This is a genomic window from Ruegeria sp. I1 (assembly GCF_056532675.1).
On sequence record NZ_JBQFNM010000001.1, the window covers coordinates 1 to 14249 of the forward strand.

At 58.0% G+C, this 14249-nt stretch carries 19 protein-coding genes; 14 read left to right on the forward strand and 5 right to left on the reverse strand.

What is annotated here, in order from left to right; genetic code table 11:
• Positions 1 to 126 precede the first annotated feature (126 nt).
• Positions 127 to 576 carry a hypothetical protein gene (locus ACR0DH_RS00005; protein WP_480546217.1) on the reverse strand — a complete coding sequence of 150 codons (450 nt, stop codon included), beginning with the start codon at positions 574 to 576 and terminating at the stop codon, positions 127 to 129.
• Positions 577 to 597: 21 nt separating this feature from the next.
• Positions 598 to 966: an antibiotic biosynthesis monooxygenase family protein gene (locus ACR0DH_RS00010; RefSeq protein ID WP_480541775.1), complete on the reverse strand. Its 369-nt coding sequence runs from the start codon at positions 964 to 966 to the stop codon at positions 598 to 600.
• Positions 967 to 1023: 57 nt separating this feature from the next.
• On the opposite strand from ACR0DH_RS00010, the gene ACR0DH_RS00015 reads away from it, so the two are divergent.
• Positions 1024 to 1476 (forward strand): MarR family winged helix-turn-helix transcriptional regulator, encoded by a 453-nt coding sequence (locus ACR0DH_RS00015; protein ID WP_480546219.1) that lies wholly within the window; start codon positions 1024 to 1026, stop codon positions 1474 to 1476.
• A gap of 7 nt (positions 1477 to 1483) precedes the next feature.
• On the opposite strand, the gene rpe is transcribed toward ACR0DH_RS00015, so the two are convergent.
• Complete coding sequence (gene rpe / locus ACR0DH_RS00020) at positions 1484 to 2170, reverse strand: ribulose-phosphate 3-epimerase (RefSeq protein ID WP_480546221.1); 687 nt, start codon at positions 2168 to 2170, stop codon at positions 1484 to 1486.
• Between the two features lie 163 nt (positions 2171 to 2333).
• Between rpe and phnC the strand changes: the two genes are divergently transcribed.
• From phnC to ACR0DH_RS00045, 5 genes are all read left to right on the forward strand, one after another.
• Positions 2334 to 3155 carry a phosphonate ABC transporter ATP-binding protein gene (phnC, locus tag ACR0DH_RS00025; RefSeq protein WP_480541781.1) on the forward strand — a complete coding sequence of 274 codons (822 nt, stop codon included), beginning with the start codon at positions 2334 to 2336 and terminating at the stop codon, positions 3153 to 3155.
• A 63-nt stretch (positions 3156 to 3218) separates the two neighbouring features.
• Positions 3219 to 4121, forward strand: coding sequence for a phosphonate ABC transporter substrate-binding protein (gene phnD / locus ACR0DH_RS00030; RefSeq protein ID WP_480541783.1), 903 nt, complete (start codon positions 3219 to 3221; stop codon positions 4119 to 4121).
• Positions 4122 to 4186: 65 nt separating this feature from the next.
• Positions 4187 to 5068, forward strand: a complete 882-nt coding sequence (gene phnE / locus ACR0DH_RS00035; protein ID WP_480541785.1) for a phosphonate ABC transporter, permease protein PhnE — start codon at positions 4187 to 4189, stop codon at positions 5066 to 5068.
• Positions 5065 to 6432: a phosphonate ABC transporter, permease protein PhnE gene (gene phnE, locus ACR0DH_RS00040; RefSeq protein WP_480546223.1), complete on the forward strand. Its 1368-nt coding sequence runs from the start codon at positions 5065 to 5067 to the stop codon at positions 6430 to 6432. The genes phnE (ACR0DH_RS00035) and phnE (ACR0DH_RS00040) overlap by 4 nt, the downstream gene beginning before the upstream one ends.
• A 20-nt stretch (positions 6433 to 6452) precedes the next feature.
• Complete coding sequence (locus tag ACR0DH_RS00045) at positions 6453 to 7067, forward strand: LbetaH domain-containing protein (protein WP_480546225.1); 615 nt, start codon at positions 6453 to 6455, stop codon at positions 7065 to 7067.
• Positions 7068 to 7164: 97 nt separating this feature from the next.
• Here ACR0DH_RS00045 and phnF read toward each other — a convergent pair whose 3' ends face one another.
• Positions 7165 to 7875, reverse strand: a complete 711-nt coding sequence (gene phnF / locus ACR0DH_RS00050; protein ID WP_480546227.1) for a phosphonate metabolism transcriptional regulator PhnF — start codon at positions 7873 to 7875, stop codon at positions 7165 to 7167.
• A 102-nt stretch (positions 7876 to 7977) separates the two neighbouring features.
• Here phnF and phnG point away from each other — a divergent pair, with 102 nt between their 5' ends.
• Genes phnG through phnN form a run of 8 tightly spaced genes read left to right on the forward strand, consistent with a single transcriptional unit; the run spans position 7978 to position 13574 of the window.
• Positions 7978 to 8436 (forward strand): phosphonate C-P lyase system protein PhnG, encoded by a 459-nt coding sequence (phnG, locus tag ACR0DH_RS00055; protein WP_480546229.1) that lies wholly within the window; start codon positions 7978 to 7980, stop codon positions 8434 to 8436.
• Positions 8436 to 9011: a phosphonate C-P lyase system protein PhnH gene (gene phnH, locus ACR0DH_RS00060; RefSeq protein ID WP_480546231.1), complete on the forward strand. Its 576-nt coding sequence runs from the start codon at positions 8436 to 8438 to the stop codon at positions 9009 to 9011. Before phnG ends, phnH begins: the two co-directional genes overlap by 1 nt.
• A 3-nt stretch (positions 9012 to 9014) precedes the next feature.
• Complete coding sequence (locus ACR0DH_RS00065) at positions 9015 to 10106, forward strand: carbon-phosphorus lyase complex subunit (RefSeq protein WP_480546233.1); 1092 nt, start codon at positions 9015 to 9017, stop codon at positions 10104 to 10106.
• Positions 10103 to 10699 carry an HAD family hydrolase gene (locus ACR0DH_RS00070; protein WP_480541798.1) on the forward strand — a complete coding sequence of 199 codons (597 nt, stop codon included), beginning with the start codon at positions 10103 to 10105 and terminating at the stop codon, positions 10697 to 10699. Before ACR0DH_RS00065 ends, ACR0DH_RS00070 begins: the two co-directional genes overlap by 4 nt.
• Positions 10696 to 11556: an alpha-D-ribose 1-methylphosphonate 5-phosphate C-P-lyase PhnJ gene (locus tag ACR0DH_RS00075; protein ID WP_480546234.1), complete on the forward strand. Its 861-nt coding sequence runs from the start codon at positions 10696 to 10698 to the stop codon at positions 11554 to 11556. The genes ACR0DH_RS00070 and ACR0DH_RS00075 overlap by 4 nt, the downstream gene beginning before the upstream one ends.
• On the forward strand, positions 11553 to 12323 hold the full coding sequence (gene phnK, locus ACR0DH_RS00080; protein ID WP_480546236.1) for a phosphonate C-P lyase system protein PhnK: 771 nt from the start codon (positions 11553 to 11555) through the stop codon (positions 12321 to 12323). The genes ACR0DH_RS00075 and phnK overlap by 4 nt, the downstream gene beginning before the upstream one ends.
• A 22-nt stretch (positions 12324 to 12345) precedes the next feature.
• Positions 12346 to 13029, forward strand: coding sequence for a phosphonate C-P lyase system protein PhnL (gene phnL / locus ACR0DH_RS00085; RefSeq protein WP_480546237.1), 684 nt, complete (start codon positions 12346 to 12348; stop codon positions 13027 to 13029).
• Positions 13026 to 13574 (forward strand): phosphonate metabolism protein/1,5-bisphosphokinase (PRPP-forming) PhnN, encoded by a 549-nt coding sequence (phnN, locus tag ACR0DH_RS00090; protein WP_480546239.1) that lies wholly within the window; start codon positions 13026 to 13028, stop codon positions 13572 to 13574. Before phnL ends, phnN begins: the two co-directional genes overlap by 4 nt.
• Here phnN and ACR0DH_RS00095 read toward each other — a convergent pair.
• Positions 13556 to 14239 (reverse strand): DUF1045 domain-containing protein, encoded by a 684-nt coding sequence (locus ACR0DH_RS00095; protein ID WP_480546241.1) that lies wholly within the window; start codon positions 14237 to 14239, stop codon positions 13556 to 13558. The genes phnN and ACR0DH_RS00095 overlap by 19 nt on opposite strands.
• Positions 14240 to 14249: the final 10 nt, after the last annotated feature.

Here is a 14249-nt window from a genome sequence, read left to right on the forward strand (position 1 = left end):
CTGATTAAGTCGGCTCTGCCGACTGGTGGGCGGCAGTTGCTCTGAAAGAGCAATGAGAGCCCACTCGGTTGAACAAAAGAAGGCCGTCCCACAGGGGGCGGCCTTTGTATATTCAGGAAGTGTGATCTACTTTTTCTGTAGTTTACGCCTTCGCGCGGTCATCGCCCGACCGTCGCGAATGCTCATCGCCATCAGTGTCAGATTGGCGGCTCCGGCAATCAACTCGATGACCTGCACAACGTAAAAGCCGGTGTCAAACGCTCCGGTTCCGGCTTTTGCGTTTAGGTAGATTGCGGCAGGCACAAGGATCAGAAGCCCGTTGGCTGCGATGATGGGCATTCTCTTCTTCTTTGCCACAGCCGGCGCATCTTTGCGGCGCCGTCCCATCGACATGCCGGTTGCCCCGACGATTATCATGGCAGGTACAAGCAAATACAGCCCCTTGACGACGCTCGCTTTCACAAAAGCAACGGTCGCGTATGAGGTGAAAAGTTCACTATACAGAGTCGATGTCCAGAAGGTCAGAATCGTCAGAAAACCAACGACTCCGGCGATCGGGTGGATTGTTTTGATCATGTGTCCCTCATTGTCCTTCACTTAAGCAACACAGTGATTGTCGACCGCCAGCTTACGCAAAAGGTGCGGGCGCGTTACCGCGCTGTCAGGGTAATCGGCGATACGGCGCTGGAATTCAGGGTTGGTAAAGGCCTGACGAAAGCTCTGAACGTCTTGCCAAACGGCGTAATTCACAAAGGTTGAGCTATTGGCGATGCCCTTGTGTAGCTGTGTCGAGATGTATCCTGGTTGGGACTTCATGAACTCAGCGTCGTGCGACCATGCGGCCAACAGAGCGTCTTCGTCCTTCGCATCAACCGTGAAGAGGTTGATCAATACAACTGGGCCTTCGTCAGTTTCCATCTGATCGGCCAAGCTTGCAACATTGTCGAGTTCTACAATACGTGCCATTCTGGATCCTTTCCAAAGTATTAATATAGCAAGCTATATAATATTGCATAGCATGCTATGCAAGCGTATTTGCTTGATATGGAATTCAGGAAAGAAGACTCAGCCGGATATCTGATCAATCACATGGCGCGTTTGTTCGCCAGAGAACTGCAACAGCGTATCTCACCAATGGGTATCGTTGTCGGCCAGTTCCAGATCCTGTTGGAGCTGTGGCAGAAAGATGGAGTGTCGCAAAAGGATCTGCTCAGCAGGATCGATGTCGAGCAGGCGACCCTTGCAAATACTCTCAACCGGATGGAGCGGGACGGGCTGGTCAAGAGAACCAAAAACCCAAATGATGCCCGGGCGCAGTTGATTTGGTTGACTGAAAAGGCCGCTAGACTTCGTCAGAATGCATATGACGCCGCCCACAGCGTCAACGCTCAGGCGCTTGAGGGACTTGATGCTTCTGAACAGCGTCAGCTCCTGGACCTCATGCGTCGGATCATTTCAGGCATGCGTCAGGATTAGGTTGGCGTTATAGCCCCCCCTCTGCCGCCGCACGTACTGCCCGGATATTCTCGCCATAGACCTCAGGCTGATCTACCGACCCGCCCTTGAATACCGCTGACCCGGAGACCAGTACGTCGGCACCGGCTGCAGTGACCAGAGGAGCAGTCCGGGGATCAACGCCACCGTCGATTTCAATATGGATCGGGCGGTCGCCGATCATCTGGCGCAGCTTGCGGATCTTTGCGGTCATGTCGATGAACTTCTGGCCGCCAAAGCCTGGGTTCACGGTCATGACGCAGACGAGATCAGTCAGGTCCAGCAGATGCTCAACCGCTTCCGCCGGGGTGCCGGGGTTCAAGGCGACGCCGGCTTTCATGCCAGCGGCACGGATCGCCTGCAGGGTTCGGTGCGTGTGCGGGCCAGCCTCGACATGGGCGGTCAGGATGTCAGCGCCTGCATCGGCATAGGCCTGAATATAGGGGTCGACCGGTGCGATCATCAGGTGCACGTCCATCACGGTTTTCACATGGGGTCGGAAGGCTTTTACCGCGGGGGGGCCGAAGGTCAGGTTCGGGACAAAATGACCGTCCATCACATCCACATGAACCCAATCTGCGCCTTGCGCTTCGATGGCCTGAATCTCGGCACCGAAATTGGCGAAATCGGCGGACAGAATGGACGGGGCGATCTTGATGGTGCGGTCAAAGCTCATGGCGGTCTCGTATCAGCTGAAGAGTCGGGGTCGCGTATACCTGTGGCCGTCATAGAAGGATAGCCCCGCCGCCGTCCGCGCCGTTACAAAACTTTCACCATACTGACACATATCCGTTTTGTGGTGTCTGTAGCTGACCGCCAATACGAATTGGGGGTGGCACGTGCTGCGGATCGAGAAACTGACCAAGCGCTTCGGCGAGAATACCGCCGTTGATGCGGCAACGCTGGATGTAGATAAGCCGTGCATGATCGGCATCATCGGGCGCTCGGGCGCGGGCAAATCGACCCTGTTGCGGATGATCAACCGTCTGACGGATTCGACCGAAGGCGAGATTTTGTTCGAAGGCCGCGATGTCACGAAACTGAAGGGCCGTGAGAAACGCGCCTGGCAGGCCGATTGCGCGATGATCTTTCAGCAGTTCAACCTGGTGCCGCGCATGGATGTGGTCTCGAACGTGCTGCATGGCACGCTGAACCGTCATTCGACGTTGGCCACCATGTTTAACCTATACCCAATGGCCGAGATCCATCGTGCCATCGATATTCTGGATCGTCTGGGGATCGCCGAGCACGCGCCCAAACGGGCCGAAGCGCTTTCGGGCGGACAGCAGCAGCGCGTCGCGATTGCGCGTGCCTTGATGCAGGACCCCAAGATGATTCTGGCGGATGAGCCGATTGCCTCGCTCGACCCGATGAACGCACAGGTCGTGATGCAGGCGCTGCGCCGCATCCACGAAGAAGATGGCCGCACGGTCATCGCCAACCTGCACACGCTGGACACTGCACGCCGCTATTGCGACCGCGTGGTCGGTATGCGCGACGGGCGCATCGTCTTTGACGGGCTGCCCGAGCAACTGACAACCGGCGTCGCCCGCGAGATCTACGGGGCGGACGCCAGTTTTTCGGAAGAGGCAACCTCGACCGAGATCGACACTCTGGACGCCACCCAGAAGGCGCTGATGGAAGCAGAAGCGACCATCTGAGCCACTTACCCCCTTTCATCGACCGGCTGATGAAAGGCCGGCACATCAACTGGAGAGAGACAGATGAAAAAACTGATTGCTGCCCTTGCTGCGACCACGGCCCTGGCCACACCGGTCCTGGCTGACGAAATCAGCGAGTTCCGCATTGGCATTCTGGGCGGCGAAAACGCCCAGGACCGCCTGAACAACAACGAATGTCTGCGTGAATACACCGAAGAAGCTTTGGGTGTTGAAACCAAGCTGTTCGCCCCTGCCGACTATGATGGCGTGATCCAGGGCCTGCTGGGCGGCACCATCGACATGGCCTGGCTGGGTGCGTCGGGTTACGCAAAAACCTATCTGAGCGACCCCGAAGCAGTTGAGCCGGTTCTGGTCAAAGTGAACCTGGACGGTGGTTACGGCTACTACTCGATCGGTTTTGCGCGCAAGGACAGCGGCATTGCCTCGCTGGAAGACATGAAGGGTAAGACTTTTGGCTTCGGTGATCCGAACTCGACCTCGGGCTACCTGATCCCGTCGATCGAAATCCCGCAGGCAACTGGCGCGACCATGGACTCGGGTGATTACTTTGGTGAAGTGAAATTCACCGGCGGTCATGAACAGACCATCGTTGCTGTGAACAATGGCGACGTTGACGGTGGTGTGACCTGGGCTGACGGTCTGGGCGACTGGGAAGACGGTTTCAACTCGGGTGCCCTGCGCCGCGCGGTTGACGCAGGTCTGATTGACATGAACGACATGGTGATGATCTGGCAATCCAAGCCGATTCCGGAAGGCCCGGTTGTTCTGCGCACCGCACTGCCTGCCGACGTAAAGGAAAAGATGACTGCTCTGATGGCTGGTCTGGCGGAAAAAGACCGCGAATGCTTTTACGGTGTTGCGGCCGGTGAAGCCAAGGCGTTCGAGCCAATCACGCATGACGCGTATGAGATCATCATCGAAGCACGCAAGCTGAAGTCAAACTAAGCCTGCATCTTCCAAGTTCGGGGTCCGGTTTCCACCGGGCCCCGTTTTCCACTCAGGAGCATTCCATGACAGACCTGACCGCAGGGTCCCAGACCGTCGACCAGATTCGGGCCGACTATTCCGATATGACACGGCGCAAGCGGGTCTATGGCGGTATTCTTCTGATCCTTTTTGTCGCGCTGATGGCCGCGGGTTTCCGCACCGCAGACAGCCGCAACGCAGGCAGCTTTATCGATGGCTGGCACCGTATCTTCGACTACCCCTCGGAAGTTTTGTCGGAGGCGTGGGAGAAGATCGGGTCAATGCCCGAGAACCTGGTGAAGTTTTTCCCGGCTCTGATCGAGACGATCAACATTGCCGCAGCCTCCACTCTGATCGGGACTATCGCGGGGACGTTTCTGGCCTTGATGTCGACGCGGGGCATGGCGCTTTGGCCTGCACTTATCCCGCTGTTTCGACGTATTGCCGATATCTGTCGCGCGATCCCCGAGATTGTCATCGCTTTGGTGCTGATCTTTGTTCTGGGTGGCGGTCCGGTTCCCGCGATGATCGCGATTGCGATCCATACGGCCGGGGCACTGGGCAAATTGTTCTCGGAAGTGAACGAAAACGCCTCACTAAAGCCAGTTGAAGGGCTGCACTCAGCCGGAGCCAATTGGTCACAGCGCATGTATTTGGGTGTCATCCCGCAGGTCGGCCCGAACTACGTCAGCTATGCGCTGCTGCGGTTCGAGATCAACATCCGCGCGTCGGCCATTCTGGGTTTCGTCGGGGCGGGCGGTTTGGGTTATGAGCTGAGGAACTCGATGTCCTGGGGCCAGGGGCGCTATGATGAAGCGGCGGCCATCTTCCTTCTTCTCTTTGTCACTATCGTCGTTGTGGACCAGATTTCAGGTGTGCTGCGCGACCGCCTGACCCACGGGTCGGAAAAAGGAGCCTCGGTATGAGCACCTTCGCAACCGATCTGTCGATTGATGAGCTGAAGGCCGAGGCGGACCGCCTGTTCAGTCGCAAGCGCCTGATGAACTTCGGCCTGCCCGTACTGGTTCTGGTCTACCTAACCTATGTGTTCTTCGCCTTTGACGTGCCGGGTCTGGCAGCCCGGGCCAATCTGGAGAACGGCAAAACGCTGGTTGCAGACAGTTACAGCTATAAAACCCATATCGAGAGGGACAATCGCACCGGCGAGGTCTCAGCCGCTATCGAGGGTGAGCGCAAGGGTGCTTATCCCGAAGGTGAGGCCCCGGATTGGGTAGTGCTGGGCGAAACAACCGTGATCGATCTGGAGGACGGGCATGTTGTCCGGTTCGGTCCGGAAACGATTGAATATGACATTCCCGGCTATGGCACCGTGCGCGCCACCCCGACGCGCACCGCCGGGGTGCAGGCTGAATTGCCTGCAGGAGATGTGCCCGAGTGGATCAATGTTTCGAAAAACCGGATGGCCATCACCACGGATGCGGGCCGCCTGACGGTGACCCGAAACCGCGCCGAAGTATTCCGGTACTTCAACGGGTGGGAGCTGTTCTGGTTCACCTTGGACAGCCCGTATTATGGTCAGTCTTTCTCCCAGCTCGCCGGGCGCGCTGCTTCGGGTGAGGCGGGTGTCATCTTCAATGACTTCTGGACCAACAAGATGTGGCGGCACCAGGATGTTGCTTGGGCGATTTTCGAAACAATCCTGATGGCGTTCCTTGGCACATTCGGCGCAGCCATCGTGGCACTGCCTTTGGCCTTTCTAGCCACGCGCAACTTCAACCCGCTGAAATCCGTCCGGTTTTTCACCCGCCGTATCTTTGACTTCGTACGGGGTGTGGATGCGTTGATCTGGACCGTTGTGCTGGCCCGCGCCTTTGGGCCCGGCCCGTTAACCGGGGCTTTGGCTATGCTGGTGACGGATACAGGCACGTTCGGCAAAATCTTCTCAGAAGCGTTGGAGAATGTGGACCAGAAACAAATCGAAGGCGTGCAATCGACCGGGGCCAACGCCACGCAGCGTTATCGTTTTGGAGTTATCCCTCAGATCACGCCTGTTTTGCTAAGTCAGCTTTTATATTTCCTCGAATCCAACACCCGCAGCGCCACCGTAATTGGTGCCATTACCGGTGGGGGTATCGGCCTGTTGCTGACCCAAGCGATCATCACGCAAAAGGACTGGGAAGAGGTCGCCTACTACATCGTCCTGATTATTATGATGGTGATGCTGATGGACTGGTTCTCGGGCTGGCTACGCCGTCGATTGATCCAGGGAGAGACAGGGAAGACGCGAAAGCCGCGTGATTCTAAACGTAAACCTTTCCTTTTGCCCTGACAGGATAATTGGACCAGACCATGCCAAGACTGCGTGCAGATCAGCCGTTCATTCACCCTGATTGTCAGATCACCAACAGTCAGTTTGGTGAATATGTCGAGATCGGCGCGGGTAGCCGTGTCGCAAATTCGGTCTGGGGTGACTACTCCTATTGTGACCGGACTTGCGACATCGCCAATGCCGAGATCGGGAAATTCGCCAATATCGCCAGTTTCACGCGCATCGGGGCAACAGATCACCCGATTGAGAAAGCGTCGCTGCATCATTTTCTATATCGATCGGCGAGCTATTGGGACAATGAAGAGGATGATGCCGACTGGTTCGCCCATCGGGCCAGCCGTACTGCTCGGATTGGCCATGACACTTGGATTGGCCATGGTGCCATGATCAAACCCGAGGTTACAATTGGCCACGGAGCGGTTGTGGCTGCGGGGGCCGTGGTCACAAAGGATGTTGCACCCTTTTCCATCGTCGGAGGCGTCACGGCGACTGAAATACGCCGCCGCTTTTCCGTCAACGTAGCTGACCGGATGATGGCCTTGGCCTGGTGGGATTGGGACAACGCACGCCTGCGCAAGGCGTTGCCGGATTTTCGCGCGCTAAATGCTGAGGCGTTTTTGGAAAAATACGAATAGCAAAGGTGAAGGCTCACGCGCCCGCAGGAGCATCGGCTACGCCCAACGGGATGAGATCTCCGTCAGGAGGTCGAAGACAGGCGGGAGCCCCACCGGTTCAATCCTCATTCAGGGTCAAGGTCACGCGCTCACCGGCAAAAACGGTCCGGCCAAATTCCACTGGATTGCCATCAGGGTCTGCGTTGATCCCGGTTGAAAACAGCACCGGGGCCCCTTCGCTGAGATGCAGATGTAAAGCTTGAGTTGCTGTTGCTGCCCGCGCGGTCAGTCTGGTCGATATCCGGGTGTAGTCGGATACACCACAGGTCTGCAGCGCCTTTGTGACGGATTGCGTGTCTTGCAGAGCTTTCAGGAGATCGGGAAATCGTTGGGCTGGAAAAACACTTTGAAACAGTCCAATCGGCTGCCCATCGGCCAAGGATAATCCATCATAGACGTGCACGGGGTCGCCAGTGTTTAGTTGAAGTGCACCAGCTTCGGCCTCATCCGCGGCGCGGGTTGTCAGCGAGAGAATCTGTTTGCCGGGTATCTTGCCGCTGGCCGATATGTTCTTGTGGTACCGAACACGCTTGCCGATGGGGTAATCGGTTGGGCGTGCCGCCACGAACACACCTGCACCGCGGCGCGCATGAACCAGGCCCTGTTCTGCCATATCCGACAATGCCCGCCGCACTGTATGGCGGTTGACGCCATGTTTTGCGGCCAGCTGCGCCTCGGTCGGGATGCGATCCCCCGTTTGGTACCGCCCTTCAGCTATGTCAGAGGTCAGGCTGAGCGAGATGCTTTTCCAGATCGGTGTTTTGCTCATGTCATCAAATATTCACAGAGTTTCGATTGCAGGTCAGGATCGTACGATATAATATTTGTCTAGTTGTATAGTATGTGTAGACAACCCCGCCAAGAGGCTTTGATGACAAATCAAACAGAAATTGAGACTGCCGCCCGGCAAGAATGGATGGGCCTTCTGGCGCGCGCGCCAGAAGAGGCGATGTTGGCGCTTTGGAATGGGCTTTTCGACCGTCCACATTTTGACTGGCTGCGCCGTCCTGAAGTCGGCGGCGTCATGGTTCGTGGTCGTGCGGGCAGCACCGGCGCACCGTTCAATCTGGGTGAAATGACTGTGACCCGCTGCTCCGTTGTTCTGGACGATGGCACCGTTGGGCACGGATATGTGCAGGGGCGGTCAAAACCTAAGGCCGAAGCTGCGGCACTGATTGACGCGATGATGCAGACCCCTGCGGCGGGGACCTTGAGGTCCGAGCTTTTGGAACCGCTTAAGCGGCAGATGCAGGCGTCGAAAACGGCGCGTGCGGCCAAGGCGGCGGCGACGAAGGTCGAGTTCTTCACGATGGTGCGGGGGGAAGACTGATGGCGGAACAAGCACAGTTTTCGGGCGGATTTGATAACGCCCCAATCCAGGCGGCACATGCCTTCCGCGCAGCTATGACAGTCATGGCCCGACCGGGTGAGATTCGCAGCCTGACCGGCGCTGTTCCTCCGGCGCCCTTGTCGGTTGCGGCGGCGACCCTACTGCTGACGCTTTGCGACCCAGAAACCAAGCTGTACCTGGCCGGGGCAGTCGACACCGACGCCGTGCGCAAGTGGCTGACCTTTCACACCGGGGCACCTTTGGTTGCCGCGTCTGAGGCGGATTTTGCCGTTGGAACCTGGCAGGATTTGGGATCCCTCAATGCGTATCGTATTGGAACGCCGGAATACCCCGACCGCTCGACCACGTTGATCGTGGAATGCGATGACCTGCAGGCGTCAGGTGCGGTTCTGTCTGGGCCGGGCATCAAGGATGTCGCCCAACTGTCACTACCGGATGTGGCTGTTCTGCAAGCTAATGCGGCGCTCTACCCGTTGGGGTGTGATTTTTTTCTGACCTGCGGCGATCAGGTTGCGGCTCTGCCGCGCAGCACGCAGATCACGGTAGGAGGCTAAGCCATGTATGTAGCTGTCAAAGGTGGCGAAAAGGCGATTGAAAACGCCCATGCCTGGCTGGCCGAGGAACGGCGTGGATCAACCGACGTGGCCGAGCTGAGCCTTGCGCAGATCCGCGAACAGTTGAGCCTTGCGGTAAACCGGGTCATGGCCGAGGGCTCTCTGTACGATCCCGATCTGGCTGCATTGGCGATCAAACAGGCGCGTGGCGATCTGATCGAAGCGATCTTCCTGATCCGTGCCTATCGCACGACCTTGCCGCGCTTTGGGTATTCGAACCCGGTTGAAACGGGGCAGATGGACTGTGACCGACGGATCTCGGCCACGTTCAAGGATGCGCCTGGTGGGCAGGTTCTGGGCCCGACTTTCGACTACACCCATCGCTTGCTTGATTTCAAACTGGCCGCTGATGGAGAGGTGCCCGCCGCGCCGGAAGGGGCGGCACGCACCGAATCCACGCCGCATATCACCGAATTCCTCAAGGGTGAGGACATCATTCAGGATGAAATTGCCAGTGATGAAACACCCGGTGATCTGACGCGCGAACCGCTGGAGTTTCCATCGAACCGACCTTTGCGGCTGCAGTCTTTGGCGCGCGGGGATGAAGGGTTCGTGCTGGGCATGGCTTACTCAACCCAGCGCGGCTATGCCCGGAACCACGCCTTTGTCGGCGAGCTGCGGATTGGCAAGGTCGCGGTTGAGATGGATATCCCCGAATTGGGTTTTGCCATCGACATTGGCGAGGTTGAGTTGACCGAATGTGAAACAGTGAACCAGTTCAAAGGCTCGAAAACCGAACCGCCGCAATTCACGCGCGGCTATGGTTTGGTGTTCGGGCAATCGGAACGGAAATCCATCTCGATGGCCTTGGTTGATCGCGCGCTGCGCTGGAAAGAACTGGGCGAGGATTTTGTTGGTGCTGCGGCGCAAGACGAAGAGTTTGTTCTGAGCCATTCGGACAACATTCAGGCGACCGGGTTCTTGGAACATATCAAGCTGCCGCATTACGTGGATTTCCAGTCCGAACTGGAATTGGTCCGCAAACTGCGCCGCGAGGCCGAAGAGCGGATTGCGCCCAGGGAGGCCGCGGAATGAAGGCGGTCGTTTTTGATATTGGCGGTGTGCTGATTGATTGGCAGCCGCAATTGGCTTGGGCCGAAGCGCTGGGTTCAGAAGAGGCTGCTCATGCGTTTATCGAAAGAACGGGTTTTCGGGAAAAGAACGCGCGTGCGGACAATGGTGAGCAGTTTGCGGATCTGGCGCAAGAGTTAGAAGACCCGCAAGATCAAAACCTGTTTGTAGACTATGTTTCGCTTTACGCCCGGACGGTAGAAAACGCGATCCATGGAACGTGGGACGTGTTGGACCGATTGAAGGTTCAAGGAACACCAGTCCACGCCATCACCAATTGGTCTGCTGAAACCTGGCCCGAAGGTCTGAAGGTCCACCCACGTTTGGGTGAGGTCTTCGGCACTCTGGTCGTGTCTGGGCAAGAAGGTGTGATGAAGCCGGATGCCCGTATTTACCACATGCTATGTGATCGTGCGGGAGTCGCGCCAGAAGACTGCGTTTTCATTGATGACGGGTTGCACAATGTCGAAGGCGCAAAGGCAGTCGGCATGGACGGTATCCATTTTACCACGCCAAAAGCGCTGGACATCGCGCTAACCGAAAGAGGGTTCTTATGAGCGAGTATAATTTCGCCTATCTGGACGAACAGACCAAGCGGATGATCCGCCGCGCCATTCTCAAAGGGTTGGCAGTTCCAGGCTACCAAGTGCCCTTCGCAAGCCGTGAGATGCCAATGCCCTATGGCTGGGGCACAGGCGGGGTGCAGGTCTCGGCCGCGACGCTGACGCCGGATGATACGTTCAAGGTGATCGATCAGGGCGCGGATGACACCACCAATGCGGTTTCGATCCGTAAGTTCTTTGAAAACACCGCAGGTGTGACAACCACGGAAGAAACGGACAAGGCGACTGTTATCCAGACCCGCCACCGCATCCCCGAGGCGAAGCTGACCGAAGATCAGATATTGGTCTATCAGGTGCCGATCCCGGAACCTCTGCGTTTTCTGGAACCGCGCGAGACTGAGACACGCAAGATGCACAGCCTAGAGGAATACGGGCTAATGCATGTGAAGCTGTATGAAGATATCAGCCAGCACGGCGCTATTTCGACCTCATACGCCTATCCGGTGAAAGTGTCGGAACGGTATGTGATGGATCCGTCCCCGATTCCGAAGTTCGACAACCCCAAGCTTGAGATGGACGCGATCCAGCTGTTTGGCGCGGGACGCGAGCAACGGATTTACGCGGTACCGCCGCATACCAAAGTCGTCAGCCTTGATTTCGAGGATTACCCGTTCGAGGCAACCAAGGCCGATCATTGTTGCGATCTGTGCGGGGCCGCGGACAGTTATTTGGATGAGGTCATTACGGATGACGCAGGTAATCGCATGTTTGTCTGTTCGGACACGGATTACTGCCGGTCGCGCCGCGAGGCGGGCCATGTCGGTCCAATGACCAAGGAGAACGCGGCATGACCCCCTTGTTGCAAGTCAAAGGTATTCAGAAACACTATGGCGCGCGGATCGGCTGCGCGGATGTGAGTTTTGATCTCTATCCGGGCGAAGTGATGGGGATCGTGGGCGAAAGCGGCTCGGGCAAATCGACCTTGTTGAACTGCTTGGCTGGCCACCTTGAGCCGGATGCCGGGCAGGTGGTCTTTGATACCCGCGCAGATGGGCCGGTGGACACGGTGACCATGTCGGAACCCGAGCGCCGGATGCTCAGCCGCACCGATTGGGCCTTTGTCCATCAGCATGCCCGTGACGGGTTGCGGATGTCAGTCAGTGCGGGTGGTAATATTGGCGAACGGCTAATGGCGGTTGGCGATCGCCACTATGGCGATATCCGGGACAAGGCCATCGACTGGTTGGGTCGGGTCGAGATCAGCGAGGCCCGGGTCGATGATCGCCCCACTGCGTTCTCGGGCGGGATGCAGCAGCGCCTGCAGATCGCGCGCAATCTGGTCACAGGCCCTCGGCTGGTGTTCATGGACGAACCGACCGGCGGGCTGGACGTATCGGTTCAGGCACGTCTGCTGGATTTGCTGCGCGGGCTGGTTCGCGAGATGGGGCTGAGCGCCATCATCGTGACCCATGATCTGGCCGTCGTGCGCCTGTTGGCGGACCGATTGATGGTTATGAAAGACGGCCATGTGGTCGAGGCCGGGTTGACCGATCAGGTACTGGACGATCCGCAACATGCCTATACGCAGCTGCTGGTCTCCAGCGTCCTGCAGGTTTGAATAGTTGGGAAAAGATAAAGCTATGATTGAGCTGAATGACGTAAGCAAGAGCTTTACCCTGCACAATCAGGGCAGCGCGGTTATCCCGGTTATGGAAGGGGCCTCGTTAAAGGTCGGTGCGGGGGAATGCGTTGCGCTGACCGGGGCCTCGGGCGCGGGGAAATCCACGCTGATGCGGGTGATTTACGGGAACTATCTGGCGGCGTCTGGCAAGGTGCTGGTCGGCGGTCTGGATGTTGCACAGGCTGAGCCGCGCGAGATTCTTGCACTGCGGCGCGAGACGCTGGGCTATGTGAGCCAGTTTCTGCGGGTGGTCCCTCGGGTCCCGACGCTGGAGGTTGTGGGCGAGCCGTTGTTGGCGTTGGGGCATGACAGGCAGATCGCGTTGGACAAGGCTGCAGGCCTGCTCAAGCGGTTGAACATTCCTGAACGGCTTTGGGCGCTGAGCCCGACGACGTTTTCGGGTGGCGAGCAGCAGCGGGTCAATATCGCGCGCGGTTTTGCGCATGAATATCCGGCGATGTTGCTGGACGAACCAACAGCCAGTTTGGATGCGCAGAACCGTGAAACGGTTTTGTCCCTGATCGAAGAGGCAAAAGCGCGCGGAGCGGCGATTGTAGGCATTTTCCACGACATTGAAGCCCGTCAGCGGGTGTGCGACCGCGAGATTGACGTGTCGGGCTTCACCCCTGGGAAAGCCGCATGACGCTGGCTCCGGTCATTGCCATTGTCGGACCCTCTGGGGTTGGCAAGGACAGTGTGATGGAAGCACTGGAAGCCCGTGCACCGGGTATTCAGCGCTTGCGCCGTGTGATCACCCGGCCCGAAGGGGAAGAGGGCGAGGATTTTGACCGCGTCTCGGTCGATGTGTTCGAACAGATGGTGCTGGACGGAGCCTTTGCACTGCATTGGTCGGCCCATGGGTTGCTATATGGCGTGCCATCGCAAATTGCTGAGCAGCGCAAGAATTGCAGCGCGGTACTGGTGAATTTCTCGCGGTCCGTGCTGGTGCAGGCGCAGGAGGTTTTCGGAGATCTGGTCGTGGTTTCGCTGACGGCCAGCGCAGAAGTTCTTGCCCAGCGTCTTGCAGCGCGCGGGCGCGAAAACAGCGCCGAACAGGCGCGCCGACTGGGTCGGGCACGCGCGCCTTTGCCCGAAGGGCTGGACCGCGTGTTCGAAATCGACAATTCAGGCGCGCTGGACGATACGGTCAGCGAAATCCTGAACCGTCTTCAGCTAGAAAGCGCGTAACGATGGATCAGGTGAAACCGCCCATCCTCGGCCTCGCCCATCAAGACCAGATCGTTGATCTGGAAGGGCTGGGGCAAAAGCGGACCCAAATATGCCTGAAGCGCAGTTTCGGTCGCGGCCAGAGTGGGTTTGTCCAGTTTCCCGCTCAGCGTGATGTGAAACCGGAACGCATCCAGCACGTAAGGATAGCCCCATCTGATCAGATGGGCGTCCTGTTCCGGGGTCAAATTGGCGGCACGGCGACGCGCCAGTTCGGCCTGGGATGCAGGCGCGCGGAACCTATCAAGCTCTGTCACGCAGGCGGCGGCCAGCGCATTCAGTGCACCTGTATCGCCAACCGGGCGCAGCGCCAGAAACCGCCCCAGACGCGCTATTTCAAGCCCGTCCAGAGTAACTGGCGTCTGATTGGCGGCAAGTGCTTCGCAGGCTTGTTGCAACGTGTCGAAGCTTTGGCCATCGCGCAGGCGAAATGGCGGTTTCATCGTCGCGTGCAGCCCGTATTTGCGGGGCACCTCGGTCACGGCGGCCACGTCAACACCACCGATCGGTGGGTGTGCGACCTGCGTTCCGCTTTCCATATCCCAACCCAGCCAGCGGGTTACAAAAACCGTCCAATCCGCCTTGGCGGGTGGCGCAAAATAGATCGCGTATCGCGTGAATGTCACATTGGCCTCC

Excerpts from the sequence above, each read along its gene's own strand:
- ACR0DH_RS00065 (WP_480546233.1), top strand. The coding sequence starts at position 9,015 with ATGTATGTAGCTGTCAAAGGTGGCGAAAAGGCGATTGAAAACGCCCAT.
- ACR0DH_RS00045 (WP_480546225.1), top strand. The coding sequence starts at position 6,453 with ATGCCAAGACTGCGTGCAGATCAGCCGTTCATTCACCCTGATTGTCAG.
- ACR0DH_RS00010 (WP_480541775.1), bottom strand. The coding sequence starts at position 966 with ATGGCACGTATTGTAGAACTCGACAATGTTGCAAGCTTGGCCGATCAG.
- phnN (WP_480546239.1), top strand. The coding sequence starts at position 13,026 with ATGACGCTGGCTCCGGTCATTGCCATTGTCGGACCCTCTGGGGTTGGC.
- phnF (WP_480546227.1), bottom strand. The coding sequence starts at position 7,875 with ATGAGCAAAACACCGATCTGGAAAAGCATCTCGCTCAGCCTGACCTCT.
- phnL (WP_480546237.1), top strand. The coding sequence starts at position 12,346 with ATGATTGAGCTGAATGACGTAAGCAAGAGCTTTACCCTGCACAATCAG.
- rpe (WP_480546221.1), bottom strand. The coding sequence starts at position 2,170 with ATGAGCTTTGACCGCACCATCAAGATCGCCCCGTCCATTCTGTCCGCC.
- phnH (WP_480546231.1), top strand. The coding sequence starts at position 8,436 with ATGGCGGAACAAGCACAGTTTTCGGGCGGATTTGATAACGCCCCAATC.
- ACR0DH_RS00015 (WP_480546219.1), top strand. The coding sequence starts at position 1,024 with ATGCAAGCGTATTTGCTTGATATGGAATTCAGGAAAGAAGACTCAGCC.
- ACR0DH_RS00075 (WP_480546234.1), top strand. The coding sequence starts at position 10,696 with ATGAGCGAGTATAATTTCGCCTATCTGGACGAACAGACCAAGCGGATG.
- phnK (WP_480546236.1), top strand. The coding sequence starts at position 11,553 with ATGACCCCCTTGTTGCAAGTCAAAGGTATTCAGAAACACTATGGCGCG.
- phnE (WP_480541785.1), top strand. The coding sequence starts at position 4,187 with ATGACAGACCTGACCGCAGGGTCCCAGACCGTCGACCAGATTCGGGCC.
- ACR0DH_RS00005 (WP_480546217.1), bottom strand. The coding sequence starts at position 576 with ATGATCAAAACAATCCACCCGATCGCCGGAGTCGTTGGTTTTCTGACG.
- phnE (WP_480546223.1), top strand. The coding sequence starts at position 5,065 with ATGAGCACCTTCGCAACCGATCTGTCGATTGATGAGCTGAAGGCCGAG.
- phnD (WP_480541783.1), top strand. The coding sequence starts at position 3,219 with ATGAAAAAACTGATTGCTGCCCTTGCTGCGACCACGGCCCTGGCCACA.
- phnG (WP_480546229.1), top strand. The coding sequence starts at position 7,978 with ATGACAAATCAAACAGAAATTGAGACTGCCGCCCGGCAAGAATGGATG.
- ACR0DH_RS00070 (WP_480541798.1), top strand. The coding sequence starts at position 10,103 with ATGAAGGCGGTCGTTTTTGATATTGGCGGTGTGCTGATTGATTGGCAG.